The sequence below is a fragment of the Alteromonas sp. BL110 genome, from assembly GCF_003443615.1.
In the GTDB taxonomy this organism is placed as follows: Bacteria; Pseudomonadota; Gammaproteobacteria; order Enterobacterales; family Alteromonadaceae; genus Alteromonas.
The window spans coordinates 3,378,642-3,395,901 of the sequence record NZ_CP031967.1; the positions used below are offsets into that span (position 1 = coordinate 3,378,642).

Annotated in this window: 11 protein-coding genes; 8 read left to right on the top strand and 3 right to left on the bottom strand. The window is 41.8% G+C overall.

The features are described 5' to 3' along the window. Positions 1 to 4: 4 nt before the first annotated feature. The 7 genes from D1814_RS14575 to D1814_RS14605 all read left to right on the top strand — a co-directional run bounded on the left by D1814_RS14575 (position 5) and on the right by D1814_RS14605 (position 8,513). Positions 5 to 2,419, top strand: a complete 2,415-nt coding sequence (locus tag D1814_RS14575; RefSeq protein WP_118493481.1) for an EAL domain-containing protein — start codon at positions 5 to 7, stop codon at positions 2,417 to 2,419. Between the two features lie 285 nt (positions 2,420 to 2,704). After that, positions 2,705 to 3,652: a hypothetical protein gene (locus D1814_RS14580; protein ID WP_118493483.1), complete on the top strand. Its 948-nt coding sequence runs from the start codon at positions 2,705 to 2,707 to the stop codon at positions 3,650 to 3,652. Between the two features lie 5 nt (positions 3,653 to 3,657). Further along, positions 3,658 to 4,257, top strand: coding sequence for a recombination mediator RecR (gene recR, locus D1814_RS14585; protein WP_118493485.1), 600 nt, complete (start codon positions 3,658 to 3,660; stop codon positions 4,255 to 4,257). A gap of 232 nt (positions 4,258 to 4,489) precedes the next feature. Then, a complete protein-coding gene (htpG, locus tag D1814_RS14590; protein WP_118493487.1) occupies positions 4,490 to 6,412 on the top strand; it encodes a molecular chaperone HtpG in 1,923 nt (640 codons plus the stop codon). Between the two features lie 349 nt (positions 6,413 to 6,761). Then, a complete protein-coding gene (gene adk / locus D1814_RS14595; RefSeq protein ID WP_012519076.1) occupies positions 6,762 to 7,406 on the top strand; it encodes an adenylate kinase in 645 nt (214 codons plus the stop codon). A gap of 148 nt (positions 7,407 to 7,554) precedes the next feature. Beyond that, on the top strand, positions 7,555 to 7,950 hold the full coding sequence (locus D1814_RS14600) for an MAPEG family protein (RefSeq protein ID WP_025255789.1): 396 nt from the start codon (positions 7,555 to 7,557) through the stop codon (positions 7,948 to 7,950). A 248-nt stretch (positions 7,951 to 8,198) separates the two neighbouring features. Beyond that, positions 8,199 to 8,513 carry a hypothetical protein gene (locus D1814_RS14605; RefSeq protein ID WP_118493489.1) on the top strand — a complete coding sequence of 105 codons (315 nt, stop codon included), beginning with the start codon at positions 8,199 to 8,201 and terminating at the stop codon, positions 8,511 to 8,513. A 339-nt stretch (positions 8,514 to 8,852) separates the two neighbouring features. Here the strand turns inward: D1814_RS14605 and D1814_RS14615 are convergent, their stop codons facing one another. Both D1814_RS14615 and lepB read right to left on the bottom strand, forming a co-directional pair. Continuing rightward, positions 8,853 to 11,447, bottom strand: a complete 2,595-nt coding sequence (locus tag D1814_RS14615) for a TonB-dependent receptor (protein WP_118493494.1) — start codon at positions 11,445 to 11,447, stop codon at positions 8,853 to 8,855. Between the two features lie 447 nt (positions 11,448 to 11,894). Further along, positions 11,895 to 12,533 carry a signal peptidase I gene (gene lepB, locus D1814_RS14620; protein WP_025255786.1) on the bottom strand — a complete coding sequence of 213 codons (639 nt, stop codon included), beginning with the start codon at positions 12,531 to 12,533 and terminating at the stop codon, positions 11,895 to 11,897. A 508-nt stretch (positions 12,534 to 13,041) separates the two neighbouring features. Between lepB and D1814_RS14625 the strand changes: the two genes are divergently transcribed. Then, the gene (locus tag D1814_RS14625; protein ID WP_118493496.1) at positions 13,042 to 13,887 is read left to right on the top strand and encodes a formate/nitrite transporter family protein; all 846 of its coding nucleotides are present in this window, start codon (positions 13,042 to 13,044) and stop codon (positions 13,885 to 13,887) included. Positions 13,888 to 14,076: 189 nt separating this feature from the next. Here the strand turns inward: D1814_RS14625 and D1814_RS14630 are convergent, their stop codons facing one another. Then, the gene (locus tag D1814_RS14630; RefSeq protein WP_232368896.1) at positions 14,077 to 16,737 is read right to left on the bottom strand and encodes a hypothetical protein; all 2,661 of its coding nucleotides are present in this window, start codon (positions 16,735 to 16,737) and stop codon (positions 14,077 to 14,079) included. Positions 16,738 to 17,260 lie beyond the last annotated feature (523 nt).

Here is a 17,260-nt window from a genome sequence, read left to right on the forward strand (position 1 = left end):
ATCAGTGACTGACAATACTGGTCCTGTGATACTTCTTGTGGAAGACAATTTAGTTGAAGCGATGAATGTTAAAAATGCGCTCACTAAAGCCGGTATGCAAATGTTAGGCATAGCAAAAACCGAAAACGAGTTGTACTCATTCGTCGAAAAACGGGTTCCCGATCTTATTTTGATGGACATTGGTTTAGGGGGAGTAGATTCTGGTATCGATATTGCGAAAAATATCACGGAAAGGTTTCAAGTGCCGGTGGTATTTAGTACCTCATACTGTGATGACACGACAATTGCTAATGCGCTCGCGATTTCCCCTTATGGATATCTAGTAAAACCGTACGGTGTGCTTTCACTCACTACTACTATTCAAGTTGCGCTGGAAAGAAAAAAAACGGAAAAAGCGCTAGCTTCTTCTAATAGGCGTTTTGCAATGGCGTCAGAGATTGCGAAGTTAGGCGTGTTAGAAGTCGATACCTCTACTCAATCAGTCGTCATTGAAAGCGTGGAAAACCTTTTTGATTTTCCACGCAGAATGCCAATATCCAAATTCCTTTCGTTGTTTCCCGAAGAGAAGAAATCTGAGTTAAAAGAGGCGATAGATTTAAAATCGAATTACCTCACAACGTTGCAGCTAAAAATTGAAGGTCAACCGACTAAATGGTTTCAGGTTGTCCTTTCCGACGTAGGGTGGGGCGAAGACTATGTCCAAATTGGCGCCATACAAGATATATCTATCCTACAGAACACACAGTCAAACCTGAGCGTTGCAGATAAAATTGTAAGTGAGATTAAAGAAGGTGTTTTAGTCTGTGATGCTAAAGGTCTCATAATAAAAGCAAACCAATCCTTATGCGAGATGCTAGGCATACAAGCCGAGCATCTAATATCTACTCACATTAACAATGTTTTTCCTAAAGCACGTAAACACGATCCTCGCCCAGACTACCTGATAGACGGTTTAAGGACGGAGCTTACCATTGTAAGTGAGGGACGCAGGTTTCATTTAACCATGTCGGTAACCTCGTTCGATCTTGGGAATAGCGAAACAAATTTTGTTGCCATACTTACCGATGTTTCAGAACTTAAGTCATCGGAAAATCAACTCAAATATCTTGCATTCACTGACGCCCTCACCGGTGCAGGAAATCGAAACTTTTTGAACAGCATTGTTGAGACCTACAGTGAATCATTTGAGCCCTGCTCAATTATATTTATTGATATCGATGAATTTAAGCTTATTAATGATACCCACGGACATGAAGTGGGCGACGAGATATTAAGAGCATGCGCAAGCCGGTTTAAAGCAGCGTTAAGAGATGATGATTCTGTTATTAGGTTTGGAGGTGACGAGTTTGTTGTTGTGACAAGTACTACCTGTCATAAGCTTTTAAGTAAAATGACATCTCGGTTATCTTCTTCACTGAAAAAAGTGTTTAAGACAACATCAGGTGACTTTCAAATTACCGCAAGTATTGGGCTTGCATCATCTACAGAAAATATGTCGCCAACAGAACTGCTAAAAAATGCCGATATTGCAATGTTTTCAGCAAAACAAGGTGGTAAAAACAACGTTGTCACATTTAGCGAGAACCTGTCGAAAAACATTGAATATAGGCTGTTTATACAACAAGGGCTTAAAAGCGCAATTCAAAGTAAACAAATTACCGCTTACTTTCAGCCTATAATGGGCTCAAACGGTGAGGTTTTAGCCGTGGAGGCCTTAGCGCGCTGGCACATTCCCAGCCATGGACCTATAAGCCCCGAAAAGTTTATTCCTATAGCTGAACGTACAAAGCACATACATGACATTGGTCTTTTGATGTTAGACGAGGTTTGTTTCGCACTTAAGGCGTTAAGCGGGTGGGGGTTTTCAAAGGTAAAGTTCAACCTAAATATGTCACCGGTACAGTTACAGAATAGGGGAGTTATAGAGCTGTTTGCAGAGCGGTTTGCCTTCCATAATATTGACCCTAAACGAATAGTAATAGAAATAACTGAATCTACGCTTCAAAGTTCAAAGGCGAGAGAGGTGCTTACTAAAATCAAAGCACTTGGCGTCATTGTTTCCATCGATGACTTTGGCACTGGCTTTTCTTGCATATCGGAGTTGGCTGACGAAACATATGACGCAATTAAAATTGATCGCTCGCTACTGCCTGATTTCCCTCTGCAAAGTAAACAAGAAAAACGCAGGGAGTTAATTATCGAAAATGTGGTTGCCATGTGCGTGAAGTTGGGAATGCCCTGCACGCTAGAAGGGTTAGAGACGGTTGAACAGGTATCCTTCGCCAAAAAAATTGGAGCCAAAGCTATGCAAGGGTATTACTTCACTAGGCCTTTGAGCTTAGTTGGCTTAATGGAGTACCTGCAAGCGGAGCATGCTTCGACACTTATTGATATTGCCGCTCCCGTCGAGGGGCGATGAAGAAGCTAGTTAGCTGAGTTAGTCCAGCTTTACTTTTTTTGTTTAACTTTTATACCATTCTGCGTTTATTTGACATCTGTTCTCACTAAAAAGGTTTCAAGCACCATTTTACGTCGACAGAAGCTTGCCTATCACACTAAAATATTCCCTCTCTTAGAATTGGTCCTTAATCTGGTCAAATTCGTTATATTATTGATTCTTTGTCTCCCCTGCGTTCAGACAGTTTCTTTTTATAAAAAGCGCAGGGAAAACGTAAAACCAATCACCCTAAATAGAGGTTAAGTAGTGCTAAGGAAAGGCTTAGTTATCACCACGGTTCTTTTGCTACCTATCGCAACTGTGTTGTTTTTTATGAGTGTTCACGAACTGTTTAAAATGAAAACGGTCACGGTAGACCCAAAACTTAAGGAAATTTCTGGAATAGAGTTCGACAAATATAAAAGATTGTGGGCTATCAACGACAGTGGTGACGGTCCGATTTTATATATGTTGAACAAAGATGGCAGCATAGAGAGAGAGATTACCGTATCAAACGCTAAAAACGTTGATTGGGAAGACATGACACAAAACAGTTTTGGTCATTTCTTTCTGGGTGACTTTGGCAATAATGACAACAAACGTCGCTGGCTCACTATCTATAAAATCGAAAATCCCATTGATATTGAAGGTGATACTACGGAAGCAGAGATTATTAAGTTTACTTATCCTGAAATGGGAAAAGGTAAAGTAAAGCCTGAAGACAAAAACTACGATTTAGAAGCGTTTGTGGAATACAAGCGCAACCTATATTTATTCACGAAGAATAGAACAAAGCCATTTGATGGCATTACAAAATTGTACAAAGTGGGCGATCATGCGGCGAATTTCGATGCAAAGTTAATCGGTGAGTTTAAAACCTGTACCACCCTTGAGAAGCTATGTTGGATCACCTCTGCGGCGATAAGCCCGGATAGGAAAAAGCTGGTATTGCTAGATTCAACCAGCTTGTGGCTATTTGAGAATTTTGAAGGCGACAACTTTTTTAGCGGTGACGTTTCTCGTATAGATCTCGGCGTAGTTACACAAAAAGAGGCTGTTACCTTCTATGATGATAATACCCTTGTTTTTACTGATGAAGAATACAAAGGCTTGTTTGGTGGCAATGTATACGAAGTTAAACTCGACCAAGTGAAGCGGAACGTGATTAAATACCGTGAAAGCCCGAAACAAACCGAACAAATACCAAAGCAGTAAATATTATGAAGTTCAGCCCGCTACTCTCAGAATTAATCCAGGCATTAACTTGTCTTCCCGGCGTAGGTAATAAAAGCGCCCAACGCATGGCATTTCACCTTTTAGAGCGAAATCGCACGGGTGCGGTTGATTTAAGCAATGTGTTACATAATGCCATGGAGCATATTCATCACTGTAAGCGTTGCAGAACGTTCACCGAAGATGAACTATGCGATATTTGCCGTCACCCAGAAAGAGAAGCTAGCGGTTTACTGTGTATCGTAGAAAGCCCTCAAGACGTATTAGCGATAGAACAAACGTTAAGCTACAAAGGTCAATATTTTGTACTAATGGGGCATTTATCACCAATTGATGGTGTTGGACCCGAAGAAATTGGTTTAACCGAGCTTGAGGCACGCCTAGCCGCTGGTGGGATTAGTGAAGTTATCTTAGCCACAAACCCCACCGTAGAAGGTGAGGCAACGGCGCACTACATTGCTCAGCTATGTACAAGTCACAACGTCGATGCCTCTCGCATTGCTCATGGTGTGCCTGTTGGGGGAGAACTCGAATACATTGACGGTAATACACTCACCCATGCTTTTTCAGGTCGCCGCAAGCTGTAACTATGATACAGAGTGTTTTAAGTATCTAAAAAACGCTCTCTTTTCATAAAATCCTTCCCCCGTTTTCTAGTTGGTTCCTGCCTATTCGCTCGCTAAATAGGCGGTATTTGTTTTTTTTCGAAAAAGTTTACGAATAGAAAATAAATTTTCGTACTAAACGTTGAAAAGTGCGTTGAGCGACCTTACCTGTTTAACATCAAACGTGATCCATTCAACGAGGAGATATTGGATTATGGCTGAAGCAGCCCACAAAGAAACCCACGGTTTTCAAACAGAAGTAAAACAGCTTCTTCAACTGATGATTCACTCTTTGTATTCAAACAAAGAAATTTTTCTACGCGAACTAGTATCAAATGCGGCAGACGCTGCAGATAAACTGCGTTTTCGCGCCCTAGAAAATGATAGCCTGTATGAAAACGATGGTGAATTAAACGTAAAACTTAGCGTTGATAAAGAAGCGAACACGGTTACGATTGCCGATAATGGTATAGGTATGACTCGTGATGAAGTCATCGCGAACTTAGGTACCATTGCTAAATCGGGTACTAAAGATTTCTTTAGTAAGCTTTCTGGCGATAGTGCAAAAGACTCGCAGCTTATTGGTCAGTTCGGCGTAGGTTTCTACTCAGCATTTATCGTTGCAGATAAAGTTACTGTTCGCACTCGTGCGGCTGGTGCTGATGCATCTACTGGTGTTGAATGGGTTTCAGACGGTGAAGGCGAGTTCACTATCGCTGAAATCAACAAGCCTACTCGCGGCACAGAGATTACGCTTCACCTTAGAGAAGATGAAAAAGAATTTGCCGATACATGGCGTCTGCGCTCGATTGTAAGTAAATACTCAGACCACATCAGCATTCCTGTACAAATGTGGAAAGATGAAGTGCCAGAGAGTGAAGGTCCGGAGGGCGAGAAAATCGAAGCTCAGCCTGGTGAGTGGGAAGTGGTTAACAAAGCCACCGCGCTGTGGACCCGTGAAAAGTCTGATATTAGTGATGAAGAATATAACGAGTTTTACAAGCACATTTCTCATGACTTTACAGATCCGCTAGCATGGGCGCACAACAAAGTAGAAGGTAAAACTGAATATACCAGCCTACTTTATATTCCTTCTAAAGCGCCATTTGATATGTGGAACCGCGATCAAAACCACGGTCTTAAGCTTTATGTTCAACGCGTCTTCATTATGGATGACGCAGAGCAGTTTATGCCGACCTACCTGCGCTTTGTGAAAGGTTTACTAGATAGCAACGACCTTCCGCTAAATGTGTCTCGTGAAATTCTTCAAGACAACAAGATTACTCAAGCGCTTCGCCAAGGTTGTACTAAGCGCGTTCTACAAATGCTTGAAAAAATGGCTAAGAACGACAGCGATAAGTACCAGTCGTTCTGGAACGAGTTTGGTAATGTACTAAAAGAAGGCCCAGCGGAAGACTTCAGCAACCGTGAGAAAATTGCTGGTCTATTGCGCTTTGCTTCGACACACGGAGAATCTGACGCTCAAACGGTTTCATTAGCTGATTATATTGAGCGAATGAAAGAAGGTCAGGATAAAATTTACTACGTGACCGCAGACAGCTTGCAAGCAGCGAAGTCTAGCCCACACCTTGAGATATTCCGTAAGAAGGGAATTGAAGTATTGCTAATGGGCGAGCGCATTGACGAATGGCTAATGTCTCACCTAACTGAGTTTAACGAGAAACAATTTGTTTCTATCGCTAAAGGAAACTTAGATTTAGGCGACTTAGAAGACGAAGAGTCTAAGAAAGCCCAAGAAGAAGCAGAGAAAGAAGTAGAAGGCGTACTAGAGCGAGCGAAAACAGCACTAGGTGACAAGGTTGTAGACGTTAAATTTACGCACCGTCTTACTGACTCTCCTGCCGTTATTGTTGCCGATGATAACGGTATGACTACACAGATGATGAAGTTGATGCAGGCAGCTGGCCAGACAGTGCCTGACGTGAAGTATCACTTTGAACTCAACCCAGAACATAGTTTAGTTAAACTGCTTGCCGACACGCAGGATGAAGAGCTATTCAATCAGTGGGTTGGTGTATTGTTCGACCAAGCTGCATTGTCAGAGCAGGGTAGTTTGAAAGACCCGTCTACGTTTGTTCAGAACTTGAACGCATTGCTAATGAAGTTGGCTAAATAAGCAGGTAGACAGAAGGTTTACACTTAAAAACGGGCATCATGCCCGTTTTTTTATGTCTGCTACCAACAAAAATAAATTTGGCCGATTTATTGTGCTATATTTTGGCCGTTAAAAATTTCTAGTTAATCACTTAAAACTTCAAAAATTCATGCTTTAAAGAAGATGAATTACCGGGCGATTGGCTTACAGGTTTAGACTTAAATTTATAAAAACGCCTATAAGCTGAACATATATTCGCCATTAGTCTTAAGATTAACTTTACGGTACTTCTTACACTTGTCACTACAGTGTTGAATGTGTAAAGTGCCCGAAGTAAAAAGTTCAAAAATCATAAGCGGAGAACGCACTCATGCGAATCATTCTTCTCGGCGCTCCTGGCGCGGGTAAGGGCACACAAGCTCAATTCTTAATGGGCAAATATGGCATTCCACAAATTTCAACAGGCGATATGCTTCGTGCAGCTATTAAAGCAGGTACAGAGCTAGGTCTTGAAGCAAAGCGTGTAATGGACGAAGGTAAACTTGTGTCTGATGAGATCATCATTGGCCTTGTAAAAGAGCGTATTGCACAAGATGACTGTAAAGATGGTTTCTTGTTGGACGGCTTTCCTCGTACCATTCCACAAGCTGATGCAATGAAAGAAGCAGGTGTTTCTGTTGATCACTGCATTGAGTTTGATGTTCCTGATGACGTAATTGTTGAGCGCATGGGTGGCCGCCGCGTGCACCCAGCATCGGGTCGCGTTTATCACGTTGTTTACAATCCGCCTAAGGTGGAAGGCAAAGACAATGAAACAGGTGATGACCTAATCGTCCGTGACGATGATAAAGAAGAAACGGTGCGTAAACGTCTTGCTATCTACCACGAGCAAACTAAGCCACTTGTAAACTACTATAGTGCTGAAGCTGAAGCTGGAAACTGTGAATACCACAAGCTAGACGGAACACGTCCAGTTGAAGAAGTTAGTGCTGAACTTGCAGAGCGTTTAGGTTAATCGCCGACAACGTTTATAAAAGGTCGCTTAGGCGGCCTTTTTTGTTGCTTGTAAGTTGATAGCGGATAACGTTTAATAGCAGTCAATAGATGTGTAATTAAGCGCTGTTTAAAACTACGCGATAAAACTATAACATGTGGAGTACACCATGGTTTTGCCTATCACGGCGTTTTACGCCAGCCTATTGGGTATTTGTTACCTTTATTTATCGTTTTTAGTAATTGGTGCAAGGCGTCGCCACCAAGTTGGAATAGGCGATGGTGGTCATGAAGATCTCAATCGATTAGCCAGAGCGCATGGTAATTTTAGCGAATACGTACCCATTACGCTTATTATGATAGCGTGTTTTGAAGCTAATACAGGTCAAGTATGGGCTGTTCACGCTTTAGGTAGCGCACTACTGTTTGGCCGTGCGTTGCATGCCTATGGACTCGGACGTCATTCAGGCGTGAGTTGGCAGCGCTTCGCGGGTATGATACTAACTTTCCTTGCTATGCTATGCGCCTCTATTGGCAACCTTGTGCTTATTCACTTTGGTATGTAAGTTCGATATCTACCGTGGGTTCGTTTATAACAATGCCAGCTAAGCTGGCATTTTTTATGGATAGCATTAAATAAACTGAGGTTGGAGTTTTTAATACAAAGCCATAGTTAAAAATACTTGGTAATCAGGTACTCAGAACAGGTCTTTTTTCTAATTTTTACAGATATAGTGTTTTCGTCAACGCATCTACATTTCAAGGAAATTAATGTATTGGTAGTGCTTTAACATATTAACTGTAAGGAAAAGTCATGGAAAGAGACATAAATTTAAATGGGCACGAGCTTTCACAAGAAGAGCTAGAACAGGTCAGCGGAGCATGGATTGCTAATATTATAGGCGCTTTTGCAGGAGCCGTTGGAGGCGTTTATGGCGCAGCTATAGCAGGCGGTGGTGGCGCTAGTTCTAAATCCCTATGGTCAGCAGGTTTAGTTGGTGCAGGTACTGGCTTTTTCAATCCGGTGGGTAGCGTTGGGCGTTTAGCTGGTTCTGTAGGTTTAGTGTTAGGCGGTGGTGCGATAGGTAACGCCGTTGATTCTCAGTATGAGGAAACGACAGACGAGTAATCCTAATAGGAAAACAGAGGTTTACAATGACCGATGCTTTCTATGCAAGGTCATTACTAGAGAGTGGGGGTAAAGAAGAATGCTAAAAGCTATAATTATTTTAATACTAGTAATTTTCTACACTTTTTTGCTAAAGCGAAGATTCAACGTAAAGATGATGGATGCTTGGCAAGCCGAAACATTAGGCTCTAAGATACTGGTATACGTGATGATCGCTTTGCCTGTTATTCTTGCGTGGCTTACTACGGTTCTCTTCGGATTTCTGTTTCACTGAGCAGCACATAAAAAAGCGCTTGTGGCAAAATAATGCCAGCGAGCGCTTTTTCTTTTGAGCTACTTTTAGAAGCGGTAAGTTAGTTTAGAGTAAACAAAGCGGCCACGAGGATTGTGTACGCTACCTACATAACCATAGAGGTCGCTATCACCATCGCCAATAGCAAATGGAGGCTCTTCATCAAGCAAGTTGTTAGAACCGATGACTAAGCGAAGGTTATCGCTATAGTTGTAACCAAACTGCAAGTCTACTAACATTTGCGAATCAACCGTTCTTGACGTATTTTCTTCGAAGTCTAATACTCCGTCGAAGTCAATGTCAGGCGTGTCTTCAAATTCACCAATAAAGCTAATATTTAAGTTAGCGTCAAACGAACCTTTAGACCACGTTGTACCGAACAACCAACGATGCTCCGGGTAACCGTATTCGCCTGTGTATTCTAGACCGTCTTTTTCAAACTCGTCCATATATGACCAGTCCAGGTTGAAGCGCACGTTACCGTATTCTTGAAGTTCCATGCTGTAATTAGCACTGAAATCTACACCCGAAGCTTCTTGTGACGAGACGTTTTGGTAGGTGTTGAAAATCTTCTGAATAACACCTAGCGACTCACCTTGCTGCGGGTCTAAACGAACACAAATTGTACTGTCTTGATTATTACACTCTGCGTCGTAAACAAGACCAAACTGCTGTTCGTCAATCTTGTTATCTTGGGTAATGCTCCATACATCAATGCTTAATCCAAGCTCTTGAATAGGGGCATAGATAACACCTACGTTCCATGACTCAGATTCTTCCGCACCAAGGTTAGGGTTACCAGCGAACTCGATGTTGTAATCCAGTGATTCACAGTCTTGACCGGTTGCTTCACAACGGTATCTATCTACAAAAAATACGCTCTTTTGTGATGGACCAAGGCCAACTTGTGCAAGAGATGGAGCTCTAAAACCTTGCGCCCAAGAGCCACGCACTGTCACTTCGTCGCTCGGTGCCCAACGTAACGCAATTTTAGGGTTAGTTGTGCTGCCAAAGTCACTATAGTGGTCATAGCGGCCAGCTAATTGAAGTTCTAGCTCTTCAGCCAAAGGAATTGAAAGCTCTAAATATGCAGCATACTGATCGCGTTCTGCTGAAGCTGACACAGATTCAGTACCAAAGATCAAACCGCGTTGGAACTGTACATCAGGCACGTCAGATACCTGCTCTTCGCGATATTCAACGCCAGCCGCCATCATGACTACGTCGTCGCCAAAGTCAAAGGCTTCGCCCGTAATGTGTGCATCAACACTGGTCATCCGTGATTCACCGCGACGCACTAGGCTAGTGGTTATATCGTCAATCACGCTTTGTGGGTTAGTTACACCACCAAATGGGTTATAGTTGCCAAGGTCAATTTGCTCTTGTAACCAGTCAACACGGACCCAGCCTTGTGACTGATCGCCGCTTTGCTCTGAACGGCTGCGACCTTTTTGTACCGACGCTTCCCAGTCATAATCGTTAAATGTACCGCGTAATCCCGCGACTAAACGTAGGGTATCAGACTCAATGTCCCAGCGACGAGCGCCGGCGTCAACAGGGCGGTAGCGACCAATTTCGATGTCTTGACCAAATGGGTTGTTAGGATGGGTGCCTGGAACGGTTAAACCCGCATCTTCATCGAGCGGTGTTGCAGCGCCGCCTGCTTCAGACGTATTGTGCTGCATAGCAAGTTCCATAAACGCTGTAGTTTCGTCGCCAATTTTGTAATCAAATTGACCAATAAAGCCTACGCGCTCAGAGGAAGGAATTACAAGGCCGAAAGGGCCGTAATCGAACAAGCAACTGCCAGAGGCCGTCGCGCTATCTTCTGGGCAGTCTGGGTCGATTGTTTTAACGCCATCTACATAAAAGTAGCCAGGGTAGCCGCGTGATGAACGAAAATCCATGCCGCCATAAGGAGATTGGTTTGCGGTGCCATAACGACCCATTTCATCAGCACCTAGCGTGCTGTTATTAAAGTAGTCGATAATAACAGTAGCGCTGCTCTTTTCGCTTTGAGAGCCCCACAAAATGCTTGCTGTGGTTTCATCATAGTTTGGTCCAGTAGTACCACCATAGCCGGCGTTAATCTCAAGACCTTCATAGTCTTTCTTAAGTACAACGTTAACTACACCTGCTACTGCATCTGAACCATAAATAGCCGATGCGCCGTCTTTTAAGATATCAATGCGCTCAATGGCAGATACTGGGATAGAGTTAATATCAACAAATGAATTCGTGATACTTTCTGCAAATGCACTAATTGCCACGCGGCGACCATTAATTAATACCAGTGTCGCGTCAGGTCCCATGCCGCGAAGTGATACTGCTGCCGCACCATTCGCAGTCGAGTCTTGACTGTTATTGCGAGTTGAGAAGGTACCGGCGCCGGTAGCAGGCATACGTTCAAGTAACTGTTGAAGGTTTTCATAGCCCATACCTTCAATCATAGTTGCATCAATCGATTGAATAGGAGAGGGGCCTTCCATATCGGTACGCTTGATACGAGAACCGGTGACCGCAATTCGTTCAAGGTTGGCTGCTTCTTCGTCAGCTTGCTGTGCATATACTGGGTTTAGTGAGGTAATTCCTGCAAGCGCTAATCCCACTGCTATAGCACTTACTTTACGACCTTGTTTCATTGTTATTTCCTTATTATCCATTTTACTTGTTGTGTGTTTTTGCAACATAGTTATGCTGCGAAATTATCAATAGCACTCCTAATACTAAAGTTGCAATAGGGAAAAACACGAAAGATGTGACTCTTGGTTACAAAATGTGTAAACCAACTCTTACTTTCACGCATGCTTTTCGCAAAATATGAATAATTAAGGCAAGGTAAAGATTGCTTACAAATAGTGGGGTAGCACGTAATTATTCAACTTAAAAATTTGAGTTGATGGATAAAAATAGCGCAAAGGTAGGCGGGTAATTTGTAATATTTTGAAAGAGATCTAATTAATCTAAATTTTGCAGTAGACACAAAAAGCAGCAACTTTTGTAAATCTGATCACTCTAGTAGTGACGCAAATTTAAACGTAAGTAAATGTCTCATAGCTATTTTGCAAAAAGACCGTACCTAACCGAGCTTATTGAAGAGTGGTAAAAACTCTGTCTTTTCTTGGTAAATACATATTGTGCGTATCTAGAGAAAACGCCACAGACGTGGCTTTGCCTTGAACCTCTTCAACTGGAATAAATCCATAGTAGCGGGAATCTACACTATTGTTTCTGTTGTCGCCCATCGCAAGTAAGTGAGCTTTAGGCACGGTAACTACATTAAAACTCTTTGCAGGGCTTGGTATCGGATTAAGTGCAATAGTACGGCTGTGCCCCAAAATTTCTTCAGAATAAACCTGACTACCTGAGGGGGATAATGCTGCCTTCTCACCGTTTATAAATAGTACATTGTTTTCTAGTTCAACTTTATCGCCCTCTACGGCAATAACTCGCTTGATGAGCCTTGTATTAGCGGCGGTGCTGTCAATAATCACAATGTCGCCGCGCTTGATATCGCCTGTTTGAGCGATCACTACATTGGTAAAGGGGAGTTCTAGCGTGTATGCAGATTTATCGACAACCACTCGATCTCCCACTTTGATGGTTGGCTCCATAGAGCCGGAGGGAACATAGTACCAGTCAGCAACACTGCTTCTAAACGAGAAAAGCAAAATAACAAATAAAATAAAAGGCAGGTGGTTTTTTACGCTTTCTTTAATGTTTTTCACAATCGCATTCTCGCTATTGGCACCTGATAGATTCACTTATAGGCTTTTACAGCCCAACCCTGCATTAAATATAGAGGGTAATCAAATCCGTTCGTTCAACTTTTTGATGCGGAAAATGTAAATAACTGTGTCATTGCATGGTTAACATTATCTAAGTTCTTAAGTTTTTATCTTAGCTTTAAATCTACAAGCCTTTGGTATAGGACAGCCTTCGTTATTAACCCCTTAAATGTAGGAGCGTAAATAATGCTATCGGTCGATATATAAAAGTAGCTCTTAACAACATAAGTAATGAAAACTCATGTGGACTAATTCACACAGGTTTTTATTTAGGCGCTTAATATTAGCGACTGAAATTAATATGACCGAAAATGTATCCAGCCAACGTACCAGAACAAGAGCACTTACTAGTGCAATCAAACTCTTCGTGCAATGGCGCATCTGCTATTTACGTAATGCACATGTTTGAACGAGGAAAATAAGTTTAAAAGGAGTAGCGGGGGCATGTGTGACTGAGAAAATGAAGGAATCAGGGCGTCGAGAACAGGATGTGGCGCTCAGTCACACCGAAGAGAAAGACGTAAGAAATAATCAAAGTTTAAACTCTGTTTCTTTATACGCTATTGTGCATAGAGAAGGGCTAGAAGAGCTTCAGCGCCCTATGATGTCACTATGGTGGTCTGGGGTTGCAGCAGGTATTGGTATTTCGATTTCAATCCTAGCTGAGGGGATATTGCATCACCTTTTTGCTGGCTCTCCTCATCAGTTTGTTATAGAGAATTTAGGTTACACGGTAGGTTTTGTATTGGTTATTGTAGGTCGACTACAGCTTTTCACCGAAAATACACTGTCAGTCATTCTGCCGTTGCTAAGCAAGCCATCTATAAATATGGGTGTGTGTATTGCGCGACTATGGAGCATTGTTTTCGCCGCAAACATGGTGGGCACTTTTTTAGCTGCTTTTTTCAGCTATAGTCTAGACGCGGTTCCTCCAGAGTTAGTGGAAGGAATGACTGCTATATCTGAACACTATGCCAAGTTAACACCGTCAGACGCTTTTTCTTACGGCATAACTTCTGGGTTTATTATTGCCGCTATAGTGTGGATGAAGCCTTCGGTGAAGCACTCACAAATTTTGATGATCGTTATTTTCACTTACCTTATTGCCATTGGTAATTTTACACATGTAATAGCAGGCTCTACGGAACTGTTCTTATTAGCTCTTCAAGGGGATATAAGCATAAGCGAGACCGCTTCATTAATAGGCGCAACGCTACTAGGAAATATTGTCGGCGGAACAGGTCTATTCGCGCTATTGGCTTATGGGCAAGTGGTGAGGGAAATAGAAAAGTAGGCTTGACTAGAGCCTTACGCTGTTCATTTCTCACTAATGCGATACAAGAATTAATTAATTTTTCGAGGAGAAGCTGAGGGTTAAGAAAAATGCCCATATCGATAATCGATATGGGTACTCAAACGAATATTTGCAGTTTTCTAGCTTATTAAAATGTTAGATCTAGAGGCATTGTGTTGAAAAGTAAGGTCAGTGGATACTTTCTCCAGGTATAGGTCTGCTTAGAAGCATCATCTCGAGAGGTGCGCCTACCAAGTACTCATCTAATAACACGTAGTCTGGAACGTCTAGTTGATAAGGCATTGTATTCTCTTGATAACCCCATATCTGCTCTACTAACCCATTGTGAACTGATGTAGATATTACATCTCGGGCATAAACATTATTGCTCCATCTTTCAGTACCTAAGATGTACTCACTAGTATTGCCAACTGTATTGGGCATACTATTCGCTTTCATCTTCATTTCATTAGTGAATGTATTATTTTCGACGTAAATATGAGGAAAGCTGTAGTGCCAACCCTCTAAAACCATACTTTCACGTAGTAGCCAGGTTACTTCTGTCGACTCATCTACAGAGTGAACTAAATTATTTTTCACGGTGAATGAAGTCATTTGGAATGACAAATTAAATAAGTAAGTGTGGAAATTACCTGAATTTAGCAAAACAATGTTATTGGCAAATCGTACACGCCCGTTTGAGCCTCCAGCTCCGTCGTTGCCAAACCGAGCCATTGGGAAAGCCTTATTCATAATTATGGTATTTCCCACCACATCTTGATCTGTATAAGGTGCGTTTTTAAGTGCTGGACCGATAAGCTCAATTGCGTAACGAGACTGTTCAATATCGCTAACTTCAATCCAGTTGTAGTACAATTCTGTTCTTTCAGCGCGAGATTTAATACTGTTGCCGCGGTTATTGTGTAAGAAAGAACGCTCAACTTTTAGTACGCTGTTTGGAAATCTGAAAGGATCTGTTGCAACGTATATCGGATGTCCCCACTTGGCATCGGGGGTTGCACGGCCACCAGAATTGGTAATTTCAGTGTTTATTATTGATAAGCTACCAGAGTTGTTGTCTGTACCCAATATTCCGATGCTCGGGCAGTTATGAATGTAAGAGTTGTGAATACTGATATTGTCAGACTCATGTCTAAAGCATAAAGAATCTCCGCCAGTAATTTCAATGTTGTGTAGCTCGATAGAGTGAGATCCTCTTAAGCCGACAGTCCATTCCCAATCGGGATGGTTGCCAACAAAGCGTGGTTTTTTACCATTTACTTCTACGCCTATAATTTTTATTGGTAAGTCTGGTGTTCCGCTAATATTTTTCATAATAAAAGGAGCATAGTCTGAGTCACCTATGACCTCAACCACATCGCCAGCGACCAGCATTTGCATAATGTCTTCAATTTGTCGATGCTCTTGAGAGGGGCCAATTTTCCAGGTTTGCGGGGCTCTTTCTGTATTGGTCGTCTGAATATTCCAATTAAAGAAAAAGCCTCTGTTATCCAATGCGTTTGCACCCGGTTCAACACGAACCCTTACAGTCTTACTTTGCATATAGTCAGATGGTGTAGCGGTACCTAAAACCACTTTGTCTCCGTTTTTAATTACACTTTCGCGCTGTGTAAATGGTTGTCCATTAATTGCAAACCAGCTCCCTTGATAACTATTTATTTTTAGGTCGGTTTCCAAACCATCGATTTCAATACAAGCTGAGGCTAGCTCAGTCGCAAGCGGTTGGTATAGTGACTCTGGAAAAGCGGCAGCTTGAAAATACCGAGTGTCGTTTACTCGTAAATGAAAAGGGGATGTGCGGCAGTTAGCGAACATTTCATCGGTAACTTCCATTGCGAAACTATCGACAACAGGTGTTACCGTCGTACCTACCGATGTAATATTATTTTCGATAACCCACTTAAGCTCGCTGCCAGAACTTGCTTGGTCTTCCCATGATTGCTTTAGGTTAAACCATGCATAACTGAACCCTGAGGTCGCAAAAGTGTGCTCTAAGTGAAGTTTATCACCATAGCCAAGCTGAACCGTACCATTTTCAACAGGGCGTTCATTAACCAGAATCTTTAAATTTCTATGGACAGGCTGGACTTCTAACAGTGAGTTTGGTTCTGCATTGATCATACATGTAGACTTCGCGGAAATACTATCGTTTGAAGTAATCGAGTGGGGTAATATACCGGTATTAGCGCTATCTTTCGAAAGTAGGTAGCAGCCAGATAAGCTCGTGTAATTGTCGTTAGAACGATTACCAACGTACCACTGGTAGTACGTAGTTGATGTCGTTTCATCGTCTAAACTAAGTTTTAAAATAAGTCTATCTAACATAATGTTGCCAAGACGAACGGGGGCTGTATTTTTTATTTTAATTATATCACCATTGAATATTTCCTTCTCTTTACTTGAATATTCGCCGTAGTTGACAGAAAACTCGCTATTGCGCTGAAATTTAGCTACAACAGGTTTTGGTAGGTTTGTTACCTCAATACACTGAGAAGTAACGTTTTCGCCAGGTATTTTATACTTCTCAGCGGGCAGTTCGAAAACTCGGAGACGCTGTCGACGCTCATCGAAGGTAAAATCAGCAATAAAGCAATTTTGGGCAGTGGTTCTTGGCGTTTCTAATAAAACCTTCCATGGATAGTTCCAGCTATGAACGTTTCCATTTGTTGTCGTTTGTGAAAGTACTAAGCTATTCTCTAGAGTGGTTTCCACCTCATCACGAGATGAAATTTTTAACTGAATCGTGTCATTATTGCTTACTAAAATGGGTTGATTGGTGAACTCTTCGCCATTTAGAGAAAGAAGTGCTACACCTTTTGTAGAGGCCATCAATTCTGTCTCTAAGTCAACTACTCTTACACATTTTGATATGACTTCACTGTTAGGCTGTTCTGTTCGGGTTGTCTCAAAAGCAAACTGTAACCTTTCGCCAAGGTCGCTAAACAACTTTACACTCTTCTCTTCACATTGACTTTGGGCAAAGCTTGGTAAGCTAATCAAGCCCATTAAAAAAGCTATTAACCATATTTTACTGAAATGAAAAAACTTAATTTTGTAACCATTCATATTAGACTACTCGATACTACTGACTTAAAATTTCTGGGTACAAGACGAACTATAGTTAGGTAAAAAACTAAATGTTTATGTCTCTTGCCACAGTGTAGTAAGCGTATTTGTTTAAACGGTATCAAACCTTAGGTCCCCGTATTAGCGGTGATACGAGTGATTTAACAGTTCATGTAAAATCAAGTAATTATGTTTTTATTAGTAAAAATTAATTGCTAAATATGTTTTTGTGATTGGCTTTCGTTAGAGGTAAAACCGTTTGCAAAGTTTTTTGGGGGACTTTTGC